Origin of the sequence: Curtobacterium sp. MCBD17_013 (assembly GCF_003234565.1) — a bacterium.
Classification (GTDB): domain Bacteria; phylum Actinomycetota; class Actinomycetes; order Actinomycetales; family Microbacteriaceae; genus Curtobacterium.
Genome location: NZ_QKTU01000025.1, coordinates 1 through 21111, shown reverse-complemented (window position 1 = coordinate 21111; position 21111 = coordinate 1). Strand labels below are relative to the sequence as shown.

16 protein-coding genes are annotated in these 21111 nt (G+C 71.8%); 11 read left to right on the top strand and 5 right to left on the bottom strand.

Annotation, left to right across the window (positions count from 1 at the left end):
• Positions 1-219 precede the first annotated feature (219 nt).
• From DEI81_RS15340 to DEI81_RS15330, 3 genes are read left to right on the top strand one after another with little or no spacing between them, the layout of a single operon-like run.
• Positions 220-1302, top strand: coding sequence for an ATP-binding cassette domain-containing protein (locus DEI81_RS15340; protein WP_111011601.1), 1083 nt, complete (start codon positions 220-222; stop codon positions 1300-1302).
• Positions 1299-2132, top strand: a complete 834-nt coding sequence (locus tag DEI81_RS15335; RefSeq protein WP_111011600.1) for an ABC transporter permease — start codon at positions 1299-1301, stop codon at positions 2130-2132. The genes DEI81_RS15340 and DEI81_RS15335 overlap by 4 nt, the downstream gene beginning before the upstream one ends.
• 54 nt (positions 2133-2186) lie before the next feature.
• Positions 2187-4190: an amino acid transporter gene (locus DEI81_RS15330; protein WP_258368787.1), complete on the top strand. Its 2004-nt coding sequence runs from the start codon at positions 2187-2189 to the stop codon at positions 4188-4190.
• Positions 4191-5100: 910 nt separating this feature from the next.
• Here DEI81_RS15330 and DEI81_RS15325 read toward each other — a convergent pair.
• Positions 5101-6786: a long-chain-fatty-acid--CoA ligase gene (locus tag DEI81_RS15325; protein WP_111011599.1), complete on the bottom strand. Its 1686-nt coding sequence runs from the start codon at positions 6784-6786 to the stop codon at positions 5101-5103.
• Positions 6787-6856: 70 nt separating this feature from the next.
• Here DEI81_RS15325 and DEI81_RS15320 point away from each other — a divergent pair, with 70 nt between their 5' ends.
• Complete coding sequence (locus DEI81_RS15320) at positions 6857-7777, top strand: oxygenase MpaB family protein (RefSeq protein WP_111011598.1); 921 nt, start codon at positions 6857-6859, stop codon at positions 7775-7777.
• Positions 7778-7895: 118 nt separating this feature from the next.
• On the opposite strand, the gene DEI81_RS15310 is transcribed toward DEI81_RS15320, so the two are convergent.
• The 4 genes from DEI81_RS15310 to DEI81_RS15290 all read right to left on the bottom strand — a co-directional run bounded on the left by DEI81_RS15310 (position 7896) and on the right by DEI81_RS15290 (position 12077).
• The gene (locus DEI81_RS15310) at positions 7896-8876 is read right to left on the bottom strand and encodes an aldo/keto reductase (protein ID WP_111011597.1); all 981 of its coding nucleotides are present in this window, start codon (positions 8874-8876) and stop codon (positions 7896-7898) included.
• On the bottom strand, positions 8873-9439 hold the full coding sequence (locus DEI81_RS15305) for a TIGR03086 family metal-binding protein (RefSeq protein ID WP_111011596.1): 567 nt from the start codon (positions 9437-9439) through the stop codon (positions 8873-8875). The genes DEI81_RS15310 and DEI81_RS15305 overlap by 4 nt, the downstream gene beginning before the upstream one ends.
• 912 nt (positions 9440-10351) lie before the next feature.
• The gene (locus tag DEI81_RS15295) at positions 10352-10912 is read right to left on the bottom strand and encodes a YceI family protein (RefSeq protein WP_111011595.1); all 561 of its coding nucleotides are present in this window, start codon (positions 10910-10912) and stop codon (positions 10352-10354) included.
• Positions 10913-11072: 160 nt separating this feature from the next.
• Positions 11073-12077, bottom strand: coding sequence for an aldo/keto reductase family protein (locus DEI81_RS15290; RefSeq protein WP_111011594.1), 1005 nt, complete (start codon positions 12075-12077; stop codon positions 11073-11075).
• Positions 12078-12254: 177 nt separating this feature from the next.
• Here DEI81_RS15290 and DEI81_RS15285 point away from each other — a divergent pair, with 177 nt between their 5' ends.
• The 7 genes from DEI81_RS15285 to DEI81_RS15255 all read left to right on the top strand — a co-directional run bounded on the left by DEI81_RS15285 (position 12255) and on the right by DEI81_RS15255 (position 20035).
• Positions 12255-12863 carry a GtrA family protein gene (locus DEI81_RS15285; protein ID WP_258368785.1) on the top strand — a complete coding sequence of 203 codons (609 nt, stop codon included), beginning with the start codon at positions 12255-12257 and terminating at the stop codon, positions 12861-12863.
• The gene (locus DEI81_RS15280; protein ID WP_181435450.1) at positions 12856-14379 is read left to right on the top strand and encodes a glycosyltransferase; all 1524 of its coding nucleotides are present in this window, start codon (positions 12856-12858) and stop codon (positions 14377-14379) included. Before DEI81_RS15285 ends, DEI81_RS15280 begins: the two co-directional genes overlap by 8 nt.
• Complete coding sequence (locus DEI81_RS15275) at positions 14376-16361, top strand: glycosyltransferase family 39 protein (protein ID WP_111011592.1); 1986 nt, start codon at positions 14376-14378, stop codon at positions 16359-16361. The genes DEI81_RS15280 and DEI81_RS15275 overlap by 4 nt, the downstream gene beginning before the upstream one ends.
• An 80-nt stretch (positions 16362-16441) precedes the next feature.
• Positions 16442-17281 carry a DUF4397 domain-containing protein gene (locus tag DEI81_RS15270; RefSeq protein WP_111011591.1) on the top strand — a complete coding sequence of 280 codons (840 nt, stop codon included), beginning with the start codon at positions 16442-16444 and terminating at the stop codon, positions 17279-17281.
• Between the two features lie 22 nt (positions 17282-17303).
• Positions 17304-18458, top strand: coding sequence for a glycosyl hydrolase family 8 (locus tag DEI81_RS15265; protein WP_181435449.1), 1155 nt, complete (start codon positions 17304-17306; stop codon positions 18456-18458).
• Positions 18455-19204 (top strand): class F sortase, encoded by a 750-nt coding sequence (locus DEI81_RS15260; RefSeq protein ID WP_146244129.1) that lies wholly within the window; start codon positions 18455-18457, stop codon positions 19202-19204. The genes DEI81_RS15265 and DEI81_RS15260 overlap by 4 nt, the downstream gene beginning before the upstream one ends.
• Before the next feature lie 51 nt (positions 19205-19255).
• A complete protein-coding gene (locus tag DEI81_RS15255; RefSeq protein ID WP_111011588.1) occupies positions 19256-20035 on the top strand; it encodes a polyprenol monophosphomannose synthase in 780 nt (259 codons plus the stop codon).
• The last annotated feature ends 1076 nt before the right edge of the window (positions 20036-21111 follow it).

Here is a 21111-nt window from a genome sequence, read left to right as displayed (position 1 = left end):
GGGGATGACGGCAGCGGGGCGGACGGCACCGACGTCGGCGCGGACGGCGGCGGCTACGAGGCAGCGGGGTGGGACTCCGGATCGGGCCTCGACGCAGGGTCCGACTGGGGTGGAGGATTCGACCAGGACCTCGGCGGGTTCGACGTCTGAGGTCATCGGCCGCACCGGTCGCGCGGCCGCACACGAGGAACACCGGGAACACGCGTCGAAGGAGTCGCCGTGCCGTTCATCGAAGCCGTCGGGCTGACGAAGACCTACCGCGCGAAGACGGGGCCGGTCCATGCCCTGGCGGGGCTCGACCTCGCCGTGCCCGAGGGCAGCGTCACCGCGTTGCTCGGCCCGAACGGCGCGGGCAAGACGACCGCCGTCAAGGTCCTGACGACCCTCACGCGCCCGGACTCCGGACGCGCGACCATCGCGGGGACCGATGTCGTCGCGGAGCCCCAGCGCATCCGACGGCGCATCGGGGTGTCGGGTCAGTACGCGGCCGTGGACGAGAACCTGACGGGGTTCGAGAACCTCGACATGATCGGGCGGCTGTACCACCTGGGGCGGTCGGCCTCGCGTCGTCGCGCGCGGGAGCTCATCGAGGCGTTCGGGTTGACCGAGGCGGGCGACCGGCCCGTCAAGGGGTTCTCGGGCGGGATGCGCCGGCGGATCGACCTCGCCGGCGCGCTCGTGGCGAAGCCCCCGGTGCTGTTCCTCGACGAGCCGACGACCGGCCTCGACCCGCGGAGCCGCCTCGGGCTCTGGGACGTCATCGAGGGCCTCGTCGCCGAGGGCACCACGGTGCTCCTGACGACGCAGTACTTGGAGGAAGCGGACCGGCTCGCCGACGACATCGCCGTGATCGACGGCGGCCGGGTGATCGCCCACGGGACGGCGGACGAGTTGAAGAGCCGTGTGGGCGGGCACCGCGTGGTGGTCACGCTCGTGTCGGCGGACGACCGGGCGGCCGCGGCGGCAGTGCTCGAGCGGCACGGGGACGGATCCGTCGAGATCGGTGGGGACGGTCGGACCCTCTCGGTCGCCGTCCGGTCGGGCCCGTCGGCGCTCCGCGCGGCCCTGGCCGAGCTCGCCGAGGCGGAGGTGGACCTCCACGACGCCGGGATGCGACGCCCCACGCTCGACGACGTGTTCCTGCGCCTCACCGGGCACGCCGCGACGACGGAACCCGATGCCGACGCCGGGGACCCGACCACCGCGACGGACGCGACCACGGTGACCGGGCCTCCCGGGCCGGAGGACCGGGCGGCGTCGACGCCGGAGATCCCGGCCTCGTCGGGGACGGCACGGCGATGACCGCGACCGCGCAGCTCCCCGTCGTGCGCGACCGTCGCGTCGCGGCATGGTGCAACGACGGCTGGACCGTGACCCGGCGCAACCTCCTCAAGATCCGCCGCTCCCCGGACATGCTCGTGTTCGCGGTGCTGCAGCCGATCATGTTCGTGTTGCTGTTCAGCCAGGTGTACGGCGGGGCGATCGCCGTGCGTGGTACCGACTACACGCAGTTCCTCATGGCCGGGATCTTCGCGCAGACCGTGGTGTTCGGCGCCACGTTCTCGGGCTACAGCATGGCCCAGGACCTGAAGGAGGGGATCATCGACCGGTTCCGGACCCTGCCGATGAGTCTGTCCGCCGTGCTCGTCGGGCGGACCAACGGGGACCTCGTCCTCAACGGGATCTCGGTCCTGATCATGATGCTGACGGGCCTGGCGGTCGGCTGGCGGGTGCACTCGTCGCCGGGGGAGTTCGTCGCCGGCCTCGTCCTGCTCCTCGCGTTCAGCTACGCGTTCAGCTGGGTGATGGCGCTGCTCGGCATGAGCGTCCGGTCGCCCGAGGTGATCAACAACGCCTCCTTCATGATCCTGTTCCCCATCACGTTCATCTCGAACGCGTTCGTGCCGAGCGACACCCTGCCGCTGGTGCTGCGGGTGTTCGCCGAGTGGAACCCGGTGTCGTCGCTCGTGCAGGCCGTCCGGCAACTGTTCGGCAACGTGGGGAGCAGTCCCGTCCCCGACGTCTGGACCATGCAGCACCCGGTCGCCACGGTGCTCGTCGGCATCGTGGTGCTGCTCGTCGTGTTCGTCCCCTGGAGCGTGCGGAAGTACGCCTCGATCAGCAAGCGGTAGGTCGCTGCGCTTCCCCAGGCGGGGACGCCGCCCGCAGAATAGGCTGCTCGCGCCATGACGACGACCGACCCCCGCCCCTCCCTGCCGGGTCCCGGAGCAGCGGACCGCGACGCCACCAAGCCGCGGCTCGACCGGAGCACCCGCCTGCGGCGCTGGATGTTGCAGGGCGCCGAGAGCTCGGGCGCCCACGAGGGCCCGCACCAGGTCGAGGTGGAGCGCACCCACTCGTGGTGGCGCGTGATGTGCCTCACGGGCGTCGACTACTTCTCCACCCTGGGGTACCAGCCGGCCATCGCGGCGCTCGCCGCGGGCCTCCTGTCGCCGATCGCGACGGTGGTGCTCGTGCTCGTCACGCTGTTCGGCGCGCTCCCGGTGTACCGACGGGTCGCGCAGGACAGCTTCCGCGGAGCCGGGTCGATCGCCATGCTCGAGAAGCTCCTGCCGTGGTGGGCGGGCAAGCTCCTCGTCCTCGTCCTGCTCGGGTTCGCCGTGACGGACTTCATGATCACGATCACGCTGTCGGCGGCGGACGCCACAGCACACCTCGCCGAGAACCCCTACACGCCGCACTGGTTCACCGACATCCCCGTGCCCCTGACGCTCGCACTCATCGCCCTGCTCGGCGTCGTGTTCCTCCGCGGGTTCCGCGAGGCGATCGGCATCGCCGTGGTGCTCGTGTCCGTGTACCTCGTCCTCAACCTCGTCGTGGTCGCCGTGGCGCTCGTGCACGTGCTGAGCCGTCCCTCCCTGGCCACGGACTGGTGGTCGGGACTGACCGCACAGCACGCCGATCCACTCGCGATGATCGGGATCGCGTTGCTCGTGTTCCCGAAGCTCGCGCTCGGTCTGTCCGGGTTCGAGACCGGGGTGTCGGTCATGCCGCAGGTCGACGGCGGGAACGATGACGTGCCGGGGAAGCGTCCGGAGGGGCGGATCCGGGGGACCCGGCGCCTCCTCACCACTGCCGCGCTCATCATGAGCTCGTTCCTCATCCTGTCGAGCGTCGTCACCACGTTCCTCATCCCGCAGAAGGAGTTCCAGCCGGGCGGTGAGGCCAACGGCCGAGCGCTCGCCTTCCTGGCCCACGAGTACCTCGGGAGCGTCTTCGGGAGCGTGTACGACGCCTCCACGATCGCGATCCTGTGGTTCGCGGGCGCGAGTGCGATGGCGGGCCTGCTCAACCTCGTTCCGCGGTTCCTGCCCCGCTACGGGATGGCGCCGCAATGGGCTCGAGCGGTCCGGCCGCTCGTGCTCATCTTCACGCTCATCGCGTTCGCCATCACCCTGATCTTCAAGGCGGACGTCGACGCCCAGGGTGGTGCCTACGCCACGGGGGTGCTCGTGCTCATCACGAGCGCATCGGTCGCCGTGACCCTGTCGGCACGGCGGAAGCGGCAGCGGGGCCGGACCATCGCGTTCGGCGTCATCACGCTCGTGTTCGGCTACACCACCGTGGCGAACGTCATCGAACGCCCCGACGGCGTGCGCATCGCGGCGGTGTTCATCCTGGCGATCGTCGTCGTGTCGCTGCTCTCGCGGGTGCGCCGGTCGTTCGAGCTCCGGGCATCGTCGATCGAGCTCGACGCCGTCGCGCAGCAGTTCGTCGTGGCCGATGCCGACCAGTTCGGGCAGGTGTGCATCATCGCGAACGAGCCGGACGACGGGAGCGCCGAGGAGTACCGGACCAAGGGCAAGATCGAGCGTCGGTCGAGCGGCATCCCCGCGCGCGTCCCGACGATCTTCCTCGAGGTCTACCCGGCGGACTCGTCGGACTTCGAAGAGGACCTCAAGATCGAGGGCGTCGTCAAGCACGGCTTCCGGATCCTCCGCGTGCGCTCGGGCACCGTCCCCAACACGATCGCGTCGACGCTCCTCGCCGTCCGCGACCTCACCGGCGTCGTGCCGAGCATCTACTTCGCGTGGACCGAGGGCAGCCCCATCCGCAACATGGTGCGCTTCCTGTTCACCGGCGCAGGCGAGGTCGCACCGGTCACGCGCGAGGTGCTCCGCGAGGCCGAGCCGGACATCGCCCGCCGTCCCGTCGTCCACGTGTCCTGAGGCGCAGCGCGGGTGCTCACCATCGCCCGCGGTGCGCAATTCAGGAAAGCGGGCCCGGTGGCGCGCTCGTGGCGTGCCTCCCGGGCCCGTGTTCCTGATCTGTCACCTGCGCGCTGTGCTGGGGCGGGGGCCGCGGCGGGCCGCGGGTGCGCCGCGGCCGGCGCCGGGCAGTGCCGCGGCCGGTGCTGGTGCCGGTGCCGGGGCCAGGGCTGGTGCCGGTGCCGGTGCCGGGAGGCGCGGGTCGGGGTCGGCCGGTCGGCGCGCGTCGTCGATGGGGGCGAAGCGGGCGCGGTGCGGCCGTCGTCATGGGTGGCCTATTCAGGAACGCGAGTGTCCGGCAGTGCCGCGGCGTCCCTCCCGGTGTCGTGTTCCTGATCCGTCGTCCGCGGCGCGGCGCGGGCTGGGCAGGTCGGCGCAGGTCGGGAGGTGGGGACGTGGTGGGCCCAGCCCGTCCGTCGCCATGGTGTGGCCAAATCAGGAATGCGAGCCCGTTGGTGGCTCCGCAGCGCCCCTCGCGATGCCTGCTTCCTGATTTGTCGCCGGCGGCGGCAGCAGCGGCTGCCGCGCGGGGACGTCGGTTCAGGAAAGCGGGTCGGGTGGCGGGCCCGTGGCGTCCCTCCCGGCGTCCGGTTCCTGATTCGTCGTCCGCCAGCCGTCGGGAGGTGCGGCGTGCGCCCGGCACGTCGGGGACGCGCAGGGCGCGGTACGTCTCGTCGCCGGAGGCGGACAACTCAGGAGAACGGGTCGGGTGGCGGGCCTGTGGTGTCCCTCCCGGCGTCGTTTTCCTGAATTGTCTGCCTGGCAGCTGCTGGCTACCGGAATCCGCGCGCGACGGCCGTACCACGGGCAGCGCCACCGGGCCGCGACGCCTCTGGGCCGCGCGACGCCGCCGAGCCCCGCGCCGCCGCCGCTACGCGTCCGCGCCGGTGATGCGGTCCCGCACCTTGCGCCGGAGCACCTTGCCGATCATCGAGCGGGGCAGGTCCTCGACCACCACGACGCGACGCGGCACCTTGTACGGGGCGAGGTGCTCCCGGGCGTACTCACGGAGCGCGTCGGCCGAGAACGTGGCGGGGTCGGTGGGCACGACCGCCGCCACGACCTGCTCGTTGCCGCCCGTGGTGATGCCGACGACGGCGACCTCGCGGACCAGGGGCGAGCGGATGAGCGTGTTCTCGACCTCGGACGGCGAGACGTTGAAGCCGCCCGTGATGATGAGTTCCTTGAGGCGGTCGACGATCGACACGAAGCCGTCCTCGTCGATCGAGACGATGTCACCCGTGCGGAACCAGCCGTCGGCCGTGAACGCCTCGTCCGTGGCGTCTGCGCGCCCCCAGTAGCCCTGGAACACCTGCGGACCCTTGACGAGCAGCTCGCCCGGCTGCCCGACCGGGACGTCCTTCGAGGGGTCGTCCGGGTCGCCGACGCGGATGTCGGTCGACGGGAACGGGAGGCCGATCGTGCCGAGTCGCCGAGCGTCGGAGACCGGGTTCGCCATGATGACGGGGGACGTCTCGGACAGGCCGTAGCCCTCGACCAGGACGCCGCCGGTCTTGGCCTCCCACGGCTCGATGACGGCCTGCGAGAGCGGCATGGCACCCGAGATGCCGATCTCGATGCCCCGCAGCGAGACCTTCTTGCCGGCGGCGTGCTCGAGTCGGGCGTAGATCGGCGGCACCGCGGGCAGGAACGTCGGCGGATGGCGCTTCATCGCGGCGAGCACGAGCTGCGGGTCGAACGCGGGGAACAGCACGAGCCGCGACGCCATGCTCATCGCGAACGTCAGACAGAGCGTCAGGCCGTAGGCGTGGAACATCGGCAGGATCGCGTAGACGACGCTGTCACCGGGCTTGATCTGGGGGATCCACGCCCGCGCCTGCGCCGCGTTCGCCAGGAGGTTCCGGTGCGTCAGGACCGCGCCCTTCGGGTTCCCCATCGTGCCGGACGTGTACTGGATGAGCGCCGTGTCGGTGGTCGCCGGGCGGGGGTGCCTCCGGGAGAGCCGGCGGCCGTCGACGAGCGACTCCCAGCGCGTCGTCCCGCGGACCTTCGTCGTCAGCTTCGCACGGGACTCGCGCGCCTTCGCCACGGGGAGCGCGAGCGCCGCCCGGGTGGACCGGGGCATCGCACGCGTCATGTCGACCGAGACGATCGCGTCGAGCGCCAGGTCGATCGGGAAGTCCTGGAGCGTCGCCACCGACTTGTCCCACGCGATCGCCACCTTGGCGCCGTGGTCCTCGAACTGGTGCCGGAGTTCCCGTGGCGTGTAGAGCGGGTTGTGCTCCACGACGATCGCGCCGAGCCGGAGCACCGCGTAGAACGCGACGACGTGCTGCGGGCAGTTCGGCAGGACGATGGCGACGCGGTCGCCCGCTCCGACCCCGAGCTGCTGCAGACCGTGGGCCGCGCGCTCGATCTGCGCCTGCAGTTCCCGGTAGGTCGTCGTCGCGCCGAAGAACTCGAGGGCGACGTTGCGCGGGTAGCGGGCCGCGGAGCCCTCGACGAGGTCGAGCAACGACCCGGTGGGCTCGTCGATGTCGAACGGGACTCCAGGGGCGTAGCTGCGCTGCCAAGGCCGTGGCGTGTCGGTGCTCACCCGTTCACCCTAGAGGCGGCCCGATGCCCGCGCTCAGGCGACTCCCCGGCGTGCGAGGGACGATCCGTGCATGGTTTCCCTGGCCACGGCGATGCGCGATCGCCTCAACGCCACGTTCACGGGCAGCGCCACCGAGCGGCCCCAGTGGATCGGCGATCTCGAGCACGGCACCGACGAGGGCTTCTTCGGCCCCGACTCCGCGACGTGGGCGGTGCACGGCGGCATGTCCACCATCGTCGCGGGCGTGCGGGCGCTCCTCGTGCAGGCGCTGCACCCGGGGGCGCTCGCCGGGGTCGCCGACCACTCCCGCTACCGCGAGGACCCCTTCGGCCGGCTCGCGGGCACCATCCGCTGGATCTACACCGTCTCGCACGGCGACACCGCGACGGCGACGGCCGCGAGCGAGTGGGTCCTCCGGCTGCACGAGCGGGTCCGGGGCGAGTTCACGGACGCCCACGGCGTCACCCGCCCCTACAGCGCGAACGACCCGGACCTCCTCCGTTGGGTGCACCTGGCGTTCGCGGACTCGTTCCTGCGGACGGCCGAGCTCTGGGGCGAGCGCATCCCCGGCGGCGCCGACGCCTACGTGCGTGAGTGGGCGACGGCAGGGCGACTCATGCGCGTGGACGGGCCGCCGGAGTCCGACGAGGAACTGCGCGCCCAGCTCGACGGGTACCTCGACCGCGGGGAGCTCGCCGTCACGGACCGCACGCACGAGGTCGTCTCGTTCATCCGGAACCCGCCCCTGTCCCGGATGCTCCGGCCCGGGTACCGCGTGCTGTTCGACGGCGCGGTGGCGTCCCTCGACCCGCGGCACCGGAAGCTCCTCGGCCTCCGAGCGCCGGGCGTCGGACCGCTGCCCGCGCCGGCGATCGCCTCGACGCGGCTCGTGCTCGACGGCATCGGCAGGGTGCTCGGTGGGCGGAGCGGCACCGAGCGGGTCGCCCTGGCACGCATCGACCGGCTCCGCGCGGAACAGCAGGCGGCTTGACGGACGTGGGCCGCGCCTCCCGACCGGACGGCCTGGAGGCGCGGGTCGGCCTGACGGACGTGGGCCGCGCCTCCCGACCGGACGGCCTGGAGGCGCGGCCCACGACCGCGACGGACGCTCAGAACCCGGAGGGGTACCGGGGCGTGTAGGGCTCCTCGAGCCGGGCGATCTCGTCGGTGGTGAGTTCGAGCTCCACGCCCGCGACGGCGTCGTCGATGTGGTGTTCCTTGGTCGCACCGATGATCGGGGCCGTGATCGAGGACTTGCCAGCCACCCAGGCGAGCGCGACCTGCGCCATGGTGACCCCGCGCTCCGACGCGATCGCGGCGACCGCGTCGACGATCGCCTTGTTCGACTCCTCGCCCTGCTTGTAGAGCGTCTTGCCGAACTCGTCCGTGCCCTCGCGCTTCGTGCCGCCCTCGCCCCAGGGCCGGGTGACCTTGCCGCGGGCCAGGGGGCTCCACGGGATCACGCCGACGCCGGTGGCCTCGCAGAAGGGGAGCATCTCGCGCTCCTCCTCGCGCTCGAGCAGGTTCACCTGGTCCTGCATCGACACGAACTTCGTCCAGCCGTGCCGCTCGGCGACGTGCTGCATCTCGGCGAACTGCCATGCCCACATGCTCGAGGCGCCGATGTACCGTGCCTTGCCGGACTTGACGACGTCGTGCAGGGCCTCCATCGTCTCCTCGATCGGCGTGTTCGGGTCGAAGCGGTGGATCTGGTAGAGGTCGACGTAGTCGGTGCCGAGCCGCTGCAGCGAGGCGTCGATCTCGTGCATGATCGACACCCGGCTCAGGCCGGCGCCGTTGCGGCCCTCGCGCATGCGGTTGAACACCTTGGTGGCGATCACGACCTCCTCGCGCGGAGCGAGCTCCTTGAGGACGGTGCCCGTGATCTCCTCGCTCGAGCCGAGGGAGTACACGTTCGCGGTGTCGAACGTCGTGATGCCCGCTTCGTACGCGCGGCGGATGAACGGGCGGGCGTCGTCGAGGCCGACGCTCCACTCGTGCGAACCCCTGGCGGGGTCCCCGTAGCTCATCATGCCGAGCACGACGGCGCTGATCTCGAGTCCCGAGTTGCCCAGTCGGACGGTCTTCATGCGGTGATCCTCTCGTCGCGGCCGGTGACGGCGAGCAGCCGCGTCTGCAGCGGGGCGTCGTCGTCGACCTGGATTGGTGCGTCGTAGAGACCGCTCGCGGCGAGCGAGTCGATCTGGGGTTCGAAGACGGTCCACACGGCCTGGACGAGTTCGAGCGGCAGGTGCTCGTCCGAATGCGTGGCGCGGGCGAGGTCCCACGTGTGGATCGTGATGTCGGAGGTCTGCTCGGCGAGGTACTCCGCGGCGGGCACCGTGTCCGTCGCCAGGTGTACGGGGGTGTCGTCGGGCGCGTTCCGCCAGGCCTCCGTCGCGGCGACGGAGAACCGGGTCCACGCGGCGACGAGGTCCTCGCCGATCGGCTCGAGCTCGTCGTGCGCCTGTTCGTGGTCGTGGCCGGCGAGCAGGTGTGGGATCCACCGCTGCTCGTCGATGACGTGGGTGACGAGGTCGCGCGTCGACCACTCCGTGTCGGGCGTCGGCGCGTCCCAGTCGGTGACCTGCTCGAGGCGACGGCCGAACTCGGCTGCCGCGAGCGCCTGCAGGGTGATCCAGTCGAAGGCCATGGTCGGGCTCCTGTCTCGGGTCCTGGTGCGGGATGCGGTGCCTGCGGGGCAACGTGCCCGGCGGGCGGCGTGTTCCCCGCGGTCTCGGCCCGGGCGCGTCCTGCTGGTCGGGCGTCACCACGCTACTCGTGCAGTGGGTGCGGTGGGTGGCGGGGTGCGGTGGGTGTGCACGGGCGCGGTGGGTCTGCGCGGATGCGGTGGCGTCGGTGGTTCGCCGTGGGCGCTGGCGAGCCGGCGCGCTGGTGCACTGGTGCGCTCGCGCTCGCGCTCGCGCTGGTGCGCACGTGCGCGCCTCGCACGCGCGTGCGCGATGCGGGCTGCCGTCCATGTCGCGTCGACAGATCAGGAACACGCGGTCGGGAGGGACGGGTCGGGGCTGCCGCGGACCTCCTGTCCTGCGTTGTCACCAGGCTGCCCGCGCGCCGGTGGGGGAGGGCCGCGGGGTGCCGCCGACGGTTCGGAGGAGGTGCAGCGTGTGCGCGCGGGTGGGCAGCGGCGCAGCGAGAGCGTGTCCAGCAGATCCCCGTCCGATCGACGACTCAGGAATCCTCGGCCGGGAGGGGCGTGGCGGCTCCGTCTCCTGCCTTCCGTCCTGAGTTGTCGGCGGCGGAGCGGGGCCCGCATCCGCGGCGGGATGGGAGCGGCGCCCGCGTTGCGTCGACGGTCCAGGCGTGCGCTGCTTGGAGGGACGCAGCAGGGCCGCCGCGAGCCTCCCGTCCTGCACGGACCCGGACCTGGACCCGGAACGGACCCGGACCCGGACCCGGAACGGACCCGGACCCCAACCCGGCCCCGGAACGGACCCGGACCCCGAACCCGACCCGGACCCGGACCCGGACGCGGCGGAGCCCCGACGCGCGCACGCGTCGGGGCTCCGTGTCCCGGTGGGCCTGCGGCCCCGAGGGAGGTGACTCAGGCCGCCTGGAGGACGAGCTGGATGTCGAGGGTGATCGTGACGTCGTTGCCGAGGGTGAACCCGCCGGCCTCGAGCGCCGCGTTCCAGTTCACGCCGAACTCGGTGCGGTCGATCTTCGTGGTGGCCTCGGCGCCGAGCTTGGTCTGGCCGTAGCCGTCGGTGGTGATGCCGCCGAGCTCGGTCTTCAGGGTGACGGGCTTGGTGACGCCGCGGAGGGTGAGCTCGCCGTCGATGAGGAGGTCGTCACCGTGCTCCCGGATGCCCGTCGAGCGGAACACCATCTGCGGGTGCTCGTCCGCGGCGAAGAAGTCGCTCGTCGCGAGGTGCTGGTCGCGGGCCTCCTGGCCGGTCTTGACGCTGGCGATGTCGATGGTCGCCTCGATGGTCGACTCGAGCGGGTTCTCGGCGGTGACAGCGGTCACGTCGAAGGTCTGGAACGTGCCCTTGACCTTGCTGATGGCGAGGTGGCGGACGGAGAAGCTGACCTCGGAGTGGGTCGGGTCGAGCTTCCAGGTGCCGGCGATGTAGCCGGGGATGGCGGCGGCGGTGATGGCCATGGAGTTCTCCTCGTGGTGCTGGGACGTTCGTCGCGGCCCGGTGACCGCTGGTCGATGCAAGCGCATCGGTCGGCAGTCTAACCCGGGATCGACGAAAATGGTTGTAGCAACTACTAAATGGCCGGGACGCGCGTGTCGCCGTGCGACCCGACCGCCTGGATCAGGCCGGACGGGAGGTCGGGGAGACCGACTTCGACGCGTCGCGCTCCGCGATCGAGCCGATGGCGTCGTCGATGCGCTGCATCGCCTCGGCGTCGAGGGTCACCCCCGCCGCGACGACGTTGTCGACGACCTGCTGCGGCCGGGAGGCCCCGATGATGGCCGACGCGACGTTGTCGTTCTGCAGGACCCACGCGATCGACAGCTGCGCCATCGACAGGCCGAGGTCGTCCGCGATCGGCTGCAGGGCCTGGACGCGCTCGAGCACGTCGTCGCGCATCCAGCGCGAGATCATCTGCGCGCCGCCCTTCTCGTCCGTCGCGCGGGAGCCCTCGGGGAGCGGCTGACCCGGCTTGTACTTGCCCGTCAGCACACCCTGGGCGATCGGGGAGAACACGATCTGCGACAGCCCGAGCTGCTTCGAGGTCGGGATGACCTCGCCCTCGATCACGCGCCAGAGCATCGAGTACTGCGGCTGGTTCGCGATGAGCTGGAACCCGAGCTGCTGGGCGAGCTCGTGTCCGGCGCGGATCTGGTCCGCGGTCCACTCGGAGACGCCGATGTAGAGCGCCTTGCCCTGCCGCACCACGTCGGCGAAGGCCTGCATGGTCTCCTCGAGGGGCGTCTCGTGGTCGTAACGGTGCGCCTGGTAGAGGTCGACGTAGTCGGTCTGGAGGCGCTGCAGCGAACCGTCGATCGACTCGAGGACGTGCTTGCGCGAGAGGCCGACGTCGTTGTGCCCCTTCGGGCCGGTCGGCCAGTACACCTTCGTGAAGACCTCGAGGGACTGTCGCCGCTCACCCTTGAGCGCCTCGCCGAGGACGGTCTCGGCGGCTGTGTTCGCGTACGTGTCCGCCGTGTCGAACGTGGTGATGCCGGCGTCGAGGGCCGCGCGCACACACTGCGTCGCGACGTCGTTCTCGACCTGCGACCCGTGGGTGAGCCAGTTGCCGTAGGTGATCTCGGAGATCTTCAGTCCGCTGTTGCCGAGGTATCGGAATTCCATGCTCCGGACGCTACCGGAACGGTACCGATCCGGCGCTCGGGATGGCGCCCCGGGCCTCCCGGCCGACCTGCCGGCGGTGTCGGGGATGTGAACGTCGGGTGACGCGGCCCTGGCAATGGCCTGCACATGTCTGTACCCGGCCCAAACCGTCGCGGGGACCACCCTCGAATGGGTGTCATGACCCGAGCAACCACCCCCGTCCAGGGGCGACCCGTTCAGGGGATGGCGGACGTCCTCGTGGAGGCGGTGACCGGAGGCGTACCCGTCGTCCCACGGTCCCGTCCCCATGCGGTGCGCCTCCCGCCGGCCGTGCGTCGGCGCCCCCTGCCCTCGGTTCGTCGGCGCCTCCCGAAGGCCGCGGCCGTCCGGGAACTCGCGTCGTTCGGAGCGGTCGGTGGCGTGTCCTTCGTGGTCGACGTGGGCGTCTACAACCTGCTCCGCGCCACGGTGCTCGACGACAAGCCCGTCGGCGCCAAGATCGTCTCCGTCGCCGTCGCGACCCTCGTCGCGTGGCTCGGCAACCGGTTCCTGACGTTCCGGTCCCAGCGGACCGCGAACGGTCGGGAGACGGCTCGCGAAGGTGCCCTGTTCGTCCTGTCGAACCTCATCGGGCTCGGCATCGCGACCGGGTGCCTCTTCGTGTCCCACTACCTGCTCGGTTTCACCTCGACCCTCGCCGACAACGTCGCCGGCAACGGAGTCGGCCTCGTGCTCGGCACGATCTTCCGCTTCGTCGCCTACAAGGCAGTCGTTTTCCGCATCAAGGAGGCACCGGTTGATGAATGACACAGCAGTCGCGGCGCTCGCGTCGATCTCGCGCATCACGGCGGCGGGCCCGCTGTTGAAGCCGAGTCACGACGCGCCCGCGACCGACACCCCGAACCGCGGCACCACGTCCGTGCCGACCGGCGGTTCCGGGTCCACCCACCACGCGGTGTGGAGCCTGGGGGAGTGGATCGGGTACTCCGCGCTCATCGCCGTGTCGATCCTCCTGACCGTGGTGGCGCTGTCGACCCTCTGGTGGATGCTGCACGCGTGGCGGTCGCGCGAGGCGCTGCGGCAGACCAGCTTCAGCCAGAGCCCTCGTCCCGCGGCCCACCGGTTCACGCTCCTGGTGCCCGGACGGCACGAACAGGACGTCATGGGCGAGACGCTCGACCAGCTCGCCCGGCAGGACCACCCCGATTTCGAGATCATCGCGATCGTCGGCGAGGACGACCCCGAGACCGACGCCGTCGTCCGGGCCGCCGCCCGACGCCACCCGGACCTCATCCGGGTCGTGGTCGACGACACCGCCCCGAAGAACAAGCCGAAGGCGATGAACCTCGCCCTGCAGCACGCGACCGGCGACGTCGTGGGCGTGTTCGACGCGGAGGACGAGGTGTACCCCCACCTGCTCACGCTCGTCGACTCCCGGTTCCAGGAGACCGGCGCCGACGTCGTGCAGGGCGGCGTGCAGCTCATGAACTTCCGGTCGAGCTGGTGGAGCCTGCGGAACGTCCTCGAGTACTACTTCTGGTTCCGGTCCCGCCTGCACTTCCACGCCGAGTCGAAGTTCATCCCCCTCGGCGGCAACACCGTGTTCGTCACGAAGGAACGCCTCGACTGGTCGAACGGCTGGGACGCCGGCTGCCTCGCCGAGGACTGCGAGCTCGGCGTGCGGCTCTCCGCCGACGGCGCCAAGGTGGTCGTCGCCTACAGCCCGGAGGCGGTCACCCGCGAGGAGACCCCGCCGACCTTCGCGTCCCTCCTCAAGCAGCGCACGCGCTGGAACCAGGGGTTCCTGCAGGTGCTCGGCAAGGGGGAGTGGAAGCAGCTCCCGAGCGCGAAGCAGCGGTTCTTCGCCAGGTACCTGCTCACCATGCCGTTCATCCAGGCGGCGACGGGGCTCCTCATCCCGCTGAGCGTCCTCATGATCGTGTTCGTCAAGGTGCCGACGGTCATCGCGCTCATCAGCTTCATCCCCGTCGCGCCCACCCTGATGCTCCTGGCCGTCGAGGTGGTCGGGCTCAACGAGTTCGGCCGCATCTACCAGGAGAAGGTCCGCATCCGCGACTACGTCAAGCTCGTCGTCGGCCTCGTGCCGTACCAGATCTTCCTCGCCGCCGCCGCCGTCCGGGCGGTCGTCCGGCACCTGCAGGGTCTCAACGCCTGGGAGAAGACCGAGCACACGAACCAGCACCGTCCCGCCGCCGTCCAGGGCTTCGCATCCGCGGTGACCCAGGACGTGGCGGCACCGACCAGCTCGCACGGCGTCCTGGCGATGGCCGGCGCGGACACCACCCGAGGAGGCGACCGATGACCGCGAGCGCGACACACACCCCGGCGGCCGGCAGCATCGGGACCGGTCGTGCCCTCCGTGACCAGTCGCTCATCGCGACGTGGGTCGCCCGGCACGGCGCGAGTCTCGTCTGGGTCGCCCCGCTCCTGGCGATCACCGCGGTGGTGCAGGCCTGGAACATGACCGGGACCCCGCAGCGCATCGACGACGAGGGCACCTACACGGCGCAGGCCTGGGCCATCGGGCACCTCGGCGAACTGACGCACTACACGTACTGGTACGACCACCCGCCGCTCGGCTGGATCCAGATCGCCGGGTACACGCAGCTGACCGGAGCGTGGCTGCGCTACCCGTACGCGGTCGACGCCGCTCGCGAGGCCATGGTGTTCTTCGCCGTGGTGTCCGCCGCGCTCCTGTTCGTCCTCGGACGCAAGCTCGGGCTGTCGCGGGCGGGCGCCACCGTCGCCGGGCTGCTCTTCGCGCTGTCCCCGCTCGCCGTGCAGTACCACCGCACGGTGTACATCGACAACGTCGCGACGCCGTGGCTCATCGCCGCGTTCGTGTTCGCCCTGAGCCGACGACAGCAGCTCGCCGGTTTCACCGCGGCCGCCGCGTGCCTCGGGGTCGCGGTGCTGAGCAAGGAGACCTACCTGCTCGCGTTGCCGTTCGTCGCCTGGATCGCGATCCGCCGCGCCGACCCCTCGACACGGCGGTACGCGCTGAGCGTCGCCGGCGCCGTGCTCGCCATCATCGGCGGCGGGTACATCATGCTCGCCGCGGTCAAGGGCGAACTCCTGCCGCGCTCCGGTCAGGTCAGCCTGCTCGACGGCATCACCTACCAGCTCGGCTCCAGGAACGCGAGCGGATCGATCTTCGACCCGTCGAGCCTGGCGTCGAAGGCGGTGTCCCAGTGGTGGGACCTCGACCCCGTGTTCATCGTGTTCGGCTCGGCCGCAGCGGTCGTCGGGCTGTTCCTGCGCCGGGTCCGGCCGATCGCCGCGCTCCTGGTGTTCCTGCTCGCGATGATGTTCCGACCGAACGGCTACCTTCCGGTCCCGTACGTCATCATGCTCATCCCGATCGGTGCGGTCCTCGTGGCGTACACCGCCGAGCGTGCGGTGATCGCCGTCATGGGTCTGGGACGCCGTCGGGTCCGCGCTCGTCGGGCGGTCGGGCTCACCTGGCTCGTCGCGTGCGCCGCCGCCCTCGTGGTGGCCGTCCCGCTGTGGACCGTGCAGCTCCGCGGGTTCTTCCTCGCCGACCTGGACAAGCCGATGCAGCAGGCCGAGAACTGGGTCGGCGGCAACGTGCCGAAGAGCTCGCGGCTGCTCGTCGATGACGCGATGTGGGTGGACCTCGTCCACGACGGCTTCGCCCGCGACAACGTCATCTGGTACTACAAGCTCGACACCGACGGCGCGGTCGAGCGGCAGTCGCCCGACGGGTGGCGCGACTCGGACTACGTCGTCACGACGGACTCGATGCGCACCGGCGGCACGAGCTCGAAGGACGTCCACGCCGCCATCGCGAACTCGAGCATCGTCGCCTCGTTCGGCACCGGCGACCAAGAGGTCGACGTGCGCCGCATCCACTCCGAGGGCCACACTGCAGCACGGACGGAGATCACCCGCGCCGCGGACGTCCGGAAGACGCTCGGCACGCAGCTCGCGCGGAACCCGGGCTTGCACGCCACCGACGAGGCCGCGAGTCAGCTGCGCGCGGGCCAGGTCGACCAACGGGCGATCCTCGTGCTCGGTCAGCTGCTCGCCGCGCAGACCGTGCGCCTCGACACGTTCACGCCGCTCCCCGGCGAGACCGGCCAGACCTTCCGCCGACTCGTCGTCCACGGCACCTCGACCGCTGCCACCGTGCGCATGCAGAAGACGCTGCAGGCCATGACCGGCACGTTCCAACCGAAGCGCGTCCTGCGTTCCGGTGACACCCTGACGATCACCTTCTCGGCGATCGACCCGGCGACCACGGTCGTCACCTCGACGCCGTGACGGTGCGGGGGCTTCCCTGGCCCCCGCACCACCACGACGCCGACAACCGACGCGGACCCGATTCCGCAGGAGGAGCCCTCATGTCCACCCGAACCACCACGACGCCCACCCGAACGCTCCGCGCCCGGCGCCTCACCATCGCCGGCGCCGTCGCCGGTGTCGTCGTCGCCGCCACCGTCGGCGTCGGCGCCCCCGCGAACGCCGCCGCCCAGCCCGACGGCTGGCTCCGCGTCGGACACCTGTCGCCCGACACGAAGGGGGTCGACGTGCAGCTGTCGAACCTGTCCGGCGGGGCCAAGGTGTTCGAGCTCGACGACGTCGAGTACGGCCAGGTGAGCCCCTACAAGGAGCTCCCCGCCGGGACGTACGTACTGTCGATGCGGGCGGCGGACTCGCCGGACTCGACGCCGGTGATCTCCACCGACGTCACCGTCAAGGCCGGCTCGCCGACCACCGTCGTCGCCTACGGCAAGAACAAGCGGCTGCGCACCACGGCGTTCGCCGACGACCTCACGAAGCCGGGGGACGGCCAGGCGCGACTCCGACTCGTGCAGGCCGCGACGAACGCCAAGGAGATCGACGTGAAGACCTCCACCGGCACGACGGTCGCCCAGGACGCCCGGTTCGGCACCGCGACGCAGTACGCCACCGTCGACGCCGGCAAGTGGACCCTGAACGTGTCCGGCGGAGGCCAGCGGGGAACGGCCTCGGTCGACCTCGGCAGCGGCACCGTCTCGACGCTGTTCGTCCTCGACAACAGCGCCGGCAAGCTCACGGTGGTGCCCGTCGTCGACAGCGCCGCGACGGCCTCGGCCCCGGTCGGCGGGGTCCAGACCGGTGGGGGTGGCACCGCCGCCGAGGGGCCGTTCACGCGCTTCGAACACGCGGTGATCCGGTTCCTCCACGGGCTGGCCCACTGACCGCATGACGAGGAGACAGTGGATGACCTCGGCCCTCGTGGCCGTCGTCGCGGTCGCGTTGACCATCGGCATCGCGATCGTCGCGACGGCCCCGGGCCGATCGACGGACACCGAGCGCGCGGCGCAACCGGCCTCCACCGCAACGTCCGGCTCGGCCCCGGGCGGCGGACGGCGATCGGCCGCGACGCTCCGCGAGGACTTCCTCGACCGGTACGTGCGGGGCGGCCGCGTCGTCCGGACCGACCAGGGCGGCGACACCGTGAGCGAGGGGCAGGCGTACGGCATGCTCGTCGCGCTCGCATCGGGTGACCAGCGGCGGTTCCGCAGCATCTGGTCGTGGACGAGGCAGCACCTCCAGGGCGACGACCACCTGCTCGCCTGGCGGTGGACGACGGAGGGCGGGACCGCGGACGAGCAGTCGGCGAGCGACGCCGACCTCGACGCCGCACGCGCCCTCGTGCTCGCCGGCAAGCGGTTCGACCAGCCGGCGTACACGACCGCCGGGAAGCAGATGGCGTCGGCGATCCTCGATCGCGAGACCGCCCAGACCGACGTCGGGCGGATCCTCCTGCCCGGCCCGTGGGCCGCGACGGGCCAGCCGTACGCCTACGACGCGTCGTACGCGTCACCCGTCGCGTTCGCAGTCCTCGCGAAGGCGACCGGCGACCCGCGATGGGAGCAGCTCGAACGCGGCTCGCACGCCGTCACCGGGACGATCCTGGCGAACGCGGCGTTGCCGAGCGACTGGTCGCAGGTCCACCAGGACGGCACCGTCGACCCCATGCCGTCCGCGAACGGCACCGGCGGCCCCGTGGTCTACGGGTGGGACGCGATGCGCATGCCGCTCCGGTACGCCGAGTCGTGCACCGCGTCGGACCGGGCGCTCGCCGGCTCGATCGCACCGACCCTCCAGCGGAACACCCAGCTCGCCGCGCAGCTCGACCTCGGCGGCACCGCGGTCACCGACTCGACGAGCGCGCTCGCCTACGCGGCTCGCGCCGCCAGCGAGCAGGCCACCGGGTCGACCACCGCGGCGTCGCGCGACCTGCTCCGCGCCGACCGCACCGCGGCCACGACGCACACGTACTACGGCGACGCGTGGGCCGCGCTCGGCGCGACGATGCTCACCTCCGACGTCCTCGGCGGCTGCGCGACGAGCTCGGGCGGCGCGTCGTGATCCGCCTGCCCCGCTGGATGTGGGTGACCGGCGCCGCCGCGCTCGTGGTGGTCGGTGGGAGTGCCGGGGTCGCCACCGCGGTGGCGGCCGGCCGGGAGGCTCCGAGCGCCACCGGTACGTCGGCTGCGGCGGGCGCGCACGCCGCGGGTGCCTCCGGTGCGCCGCGGCCCGCTGGCTCGTCCGGGGCGTCGGGCTCGTCCGGGTCGTCGGGCTCGTCGCGCTCGTCCGGCGGCGGTGGGACCAACGCGGCCTCGGGCCTCCAGGACCCGACCGCGAACCGCGCCCCCACGACCGCGGCAGACGCGACACCGACGCGGGTCGAGGTCCCGTCCATCGGTGTCGACGCATCGCTCGAGCACCTGCACAAGGACGCCACCGGCGCGCTGCAACCGCCGACCCAGTGGATGGACGCGGGGTGGTTCAGCGACGGCGTCGTCCCCGGGCACACCGGACCGGCGGTCATCGCGGGGCACGTCGACTCGATCACGAGCGCAGCCGTGTTCTTCAAACTCGACGAACTCGCCCCCGGAGACGACATCGCGGTCGGCATGTCGGACGGCACCACGATCCACTTCACGGTCACCGGCACCGAACGAGCGCCGAAGACCGCGTTCCCGACGAACGACGTCTACGGCCCCACCCCGACGCCCGAGCTGCGGCTCATCACCTGCGACGGCGCGTTCGACCGCGCGACCGGCCACTACGTCGACAACCTGATCGTGTTCGCAGACCTCGCGAACGACTGAGCGGTGCGTGAACGGTATCGTCCGTTCGTGCCCACCGAGGAGACATCACGCATGAACGACGCCCTCGTCGTCATCCCCACGTACAACGAGAAGGACAACGTGCGGGCCATCGTCGCGCGCACGCTGCGGGCATCGGACCGTGTCGACGTCCTCGTCGTGGACGACAACTCGCCCGACGGCACCGGCGCCATCGCCGACGAGCTCGCCGCTGCGGACCCGCGAGTGCGGGTGCTGCACCGGGCCGAGAAGAACGGTCTCGGCGGCGCCTACCTCGCCGGCTTCGCCTGGGGGCTCGAGCGCGGGTACGAGCGGCTCGTGGAGATGGACGCCGACGGCTCGCACCACCCCGAGTACCTGCCGCACATGCTCGAGCTGTCCGAGACGAACGACCTCGTGCTCGGCTCCCGCTGGGTCCCCGGCGGCGAGGTCGAGAACTGGCCTTGGCACCGGTCGCTGCTCTCGCGCGGTGGCAACCTGTACTCCCGCCTCGCCCTCGGGATCGCGGTGCACGACGCCACCGGCGGGTTCCGCGTGTTCACCGCCCCCGCGCTCCGGCGCATCGACCTGACCGGGATCGCGTCGCGCGGGTACTGCTTCCAGGTCGACCTGTGCTGGCGTGCGCTCGAAGCCGGGCTCCGCGTCGTCGAGACGCCCATCACGTTCACCGAGCGCGAGTTCGGCGTGTCCAAGATGAGCGGGAACATCGTGCGCGAGTCGCTCACCCTCGTGACGAAGTGGGGCGTCGACCGCAGGATCCGTGAGGTGAAGTCGCTCGTGCTGCACCGGCGGCGGCTGCCGTCGGTGCGCGCGAACGCGCACGTCGCGGCGTAGCTCTCGCCCGCGCGCGGCGGAGGTCGGGCGCGCGTGCGGCGTAGGTCGGGCGCGGCGCGGCGTGGCTCGGCGCGGCGCGGCGCGGCGCGTCGTGGCTCGGGCGTGGCGCGGCGCCGGCGCGGCGCGGTGCCGCCCCGCTCACCATCGCCCTCCTCTGGCGAGAATTCAGGAGGACCGGTGCCGGGCCTCCCGGCCGTCGCCGTGGCGTGCGCTGCTTCCTGCGTTGTCGACGCGAGCGAGGACGGCGTGGGACGCCGGTCGGGCCCGCCGAGGGTGGGCACCGTGCCAGCGTCCCCCTCCTCTGGTGACGATGCAGGAGGACCGGTGCCGGGCCTCCCGGGCGTCGCCATGGCGTGCGCCGCTTCCTGCGCTGTCGACGTGAGCGGGCGCGGTCCCACTGTCGGTCCGGGCCGCAGGCGGCCGATCCGGATCCGGGGCCGCCGGCGCGCGAGACGCGACAACTCAGGAGGATCGGTCGCGCGCTCCGCCGCGTTCCCGTGGGCTCGTGGGTTTCTCCTGCGTTGTGGACGTGGACGTGGACGTGGACGTGCGGGCGATGCCGCGGCGTCCGCGCGCACCTGGTGGTGCACGCGAGATCCTCCGTCCTCCGTCCTCCGTCCTCCGTCCTCCGTCCGCCGCCCGCCGCCGCGCAGCCGCGCAGCCGCGCAGCCGACGATTCAGGAGGACTGTTGCGCTGCCCGCCGTGTGGGCCGCGACCGGCATTGATTTCCTGAGTTGTCCGCTTGCGGGAGGCGGGCGAGGGCGAGCGGCGCGGAAGCGCGAGCAACGAGGCGGCGAATCCCGCGAGTGGGGGGCGATCCGGAGCCCTGGAGATGACAACTCAGGAAATTCGTTGCGCTGCCCCCGGTGCGGGCCGGTTCCGGCGTCGATCACCTGAGTTGCCGACGCGGCGGCGCCCGTGGGGGCAGCGGAGCGCCGCAGGTGAGGGCACGCCCGGGAGGCGACAAGTCAGGAGATCCCGTCGCGGTGCGTCCGGTGGGGCTCGATCCCGGCGTCGCTTTCCTGCGTTGTCGACGCGGAGCCGAGGGTGGGGGCGCAGGCGGGTCCGCGTCGAC

What these genes read in the sequence shown, in the direction of transcription:
- DEI81_RS15335 (WP_111011600.1), top strand. Translation starts at nt 1,299, where the DNA reads ATGACCGCGACCGCGCAGCTCCCCGTCGTGCGCGACCGTCGCGTCGCG.
- DEI81_RS15330 (WP_258368787.1), top strand. Translation starts at nt 2,187, where the DNA reads ATGACGACGACCGACCCCCGCCCCTCCCTGCCGGGTCCCGGAGCAGCG.
- DEI81_RS15320 (WP_111011598.1), top strand. Translation starts at nt 6,857, where the DNA reads ATGGTTTCCCTGGCCACGGCGATGCGCGATCGCCTCAACGCCACGTTC.
- DEI81_RS15310 (WP_111011597.1), bottom strand. Translation starts at nt 8,876, where the DNA reads ATGAAGACCGTCCGACTGGGCAACTCGGGACTCGAGATCAGCGCCGTC.
- DEI81_RS15305 (WP_111011596.1), bottom strand. Translation starts at nt 9,439, where the DNA reads ATGGCCTTCGACTGGATCACCCTGCAGGCGCTCGCGGCAGCCGAGTTC.
- DEI81_RS15295 (WP_111011595.1), bottom strand. Translation starts at nt 10,912, where the DNA reads ATGGCCATCACCGCCGCCGCCATCCCCGGCTACATCGCCGGCACCTGG.
- DEI81_RS15290 (WP_111011594.1), bottom strand. Translation starts at nt 12,077, where the DNA reads ATGGAATTCCGATACCTCGGCAACAGCGGACTGAAGATCTCCGAGATC.
- DEI81_RS15285 (WP_258368785.1), top strand. Translation starts at nt 12,255, where the DNA reads ATGACCCGAGCAACCACCCCCGTCCAGGGGCGACCCGTTCAGGGGATG.
- DEI81_RS15280 (WP_181435450.1), top strand. Translation starts at nt 12,856, where the DNA reads ATGAATGACACAGCAGTCGCGGCGCTCGCGTCGATCTCGCGCATCACG.
- DEI81_RS15275 (WP_111011592.1), top strand. Translation starts at nt 14,376, where the DNA reads ATGACCGCGAGCGCGACACACACCCCGGCGGCCGGCAGCATCGGGACC.
- DEI81_RS15270 (WP_111011591.1), top strand. Translation starts at nt 16,442, where the DNA reads ATGTCCACCCGAACCACCACGACGCCCACCCGAACGCTCCGCGCCCGG.
- DEI81_RS15265 (WP_181435449.1), top strand. Translation starts at nt 17,304, where the DNA reads ATGACCTCGGCCCTCGTGGCCGTCGTCGCGGTCGCGTTGACCATCGGC.
- DEI81_RS15255 (WP_111011588.1), top strand. Translation starts at nt 19,256, where the DNA reads ATGAACGACGCCCTCGTCGTCATCCCCACGTACAACGAGAAGGACAAC.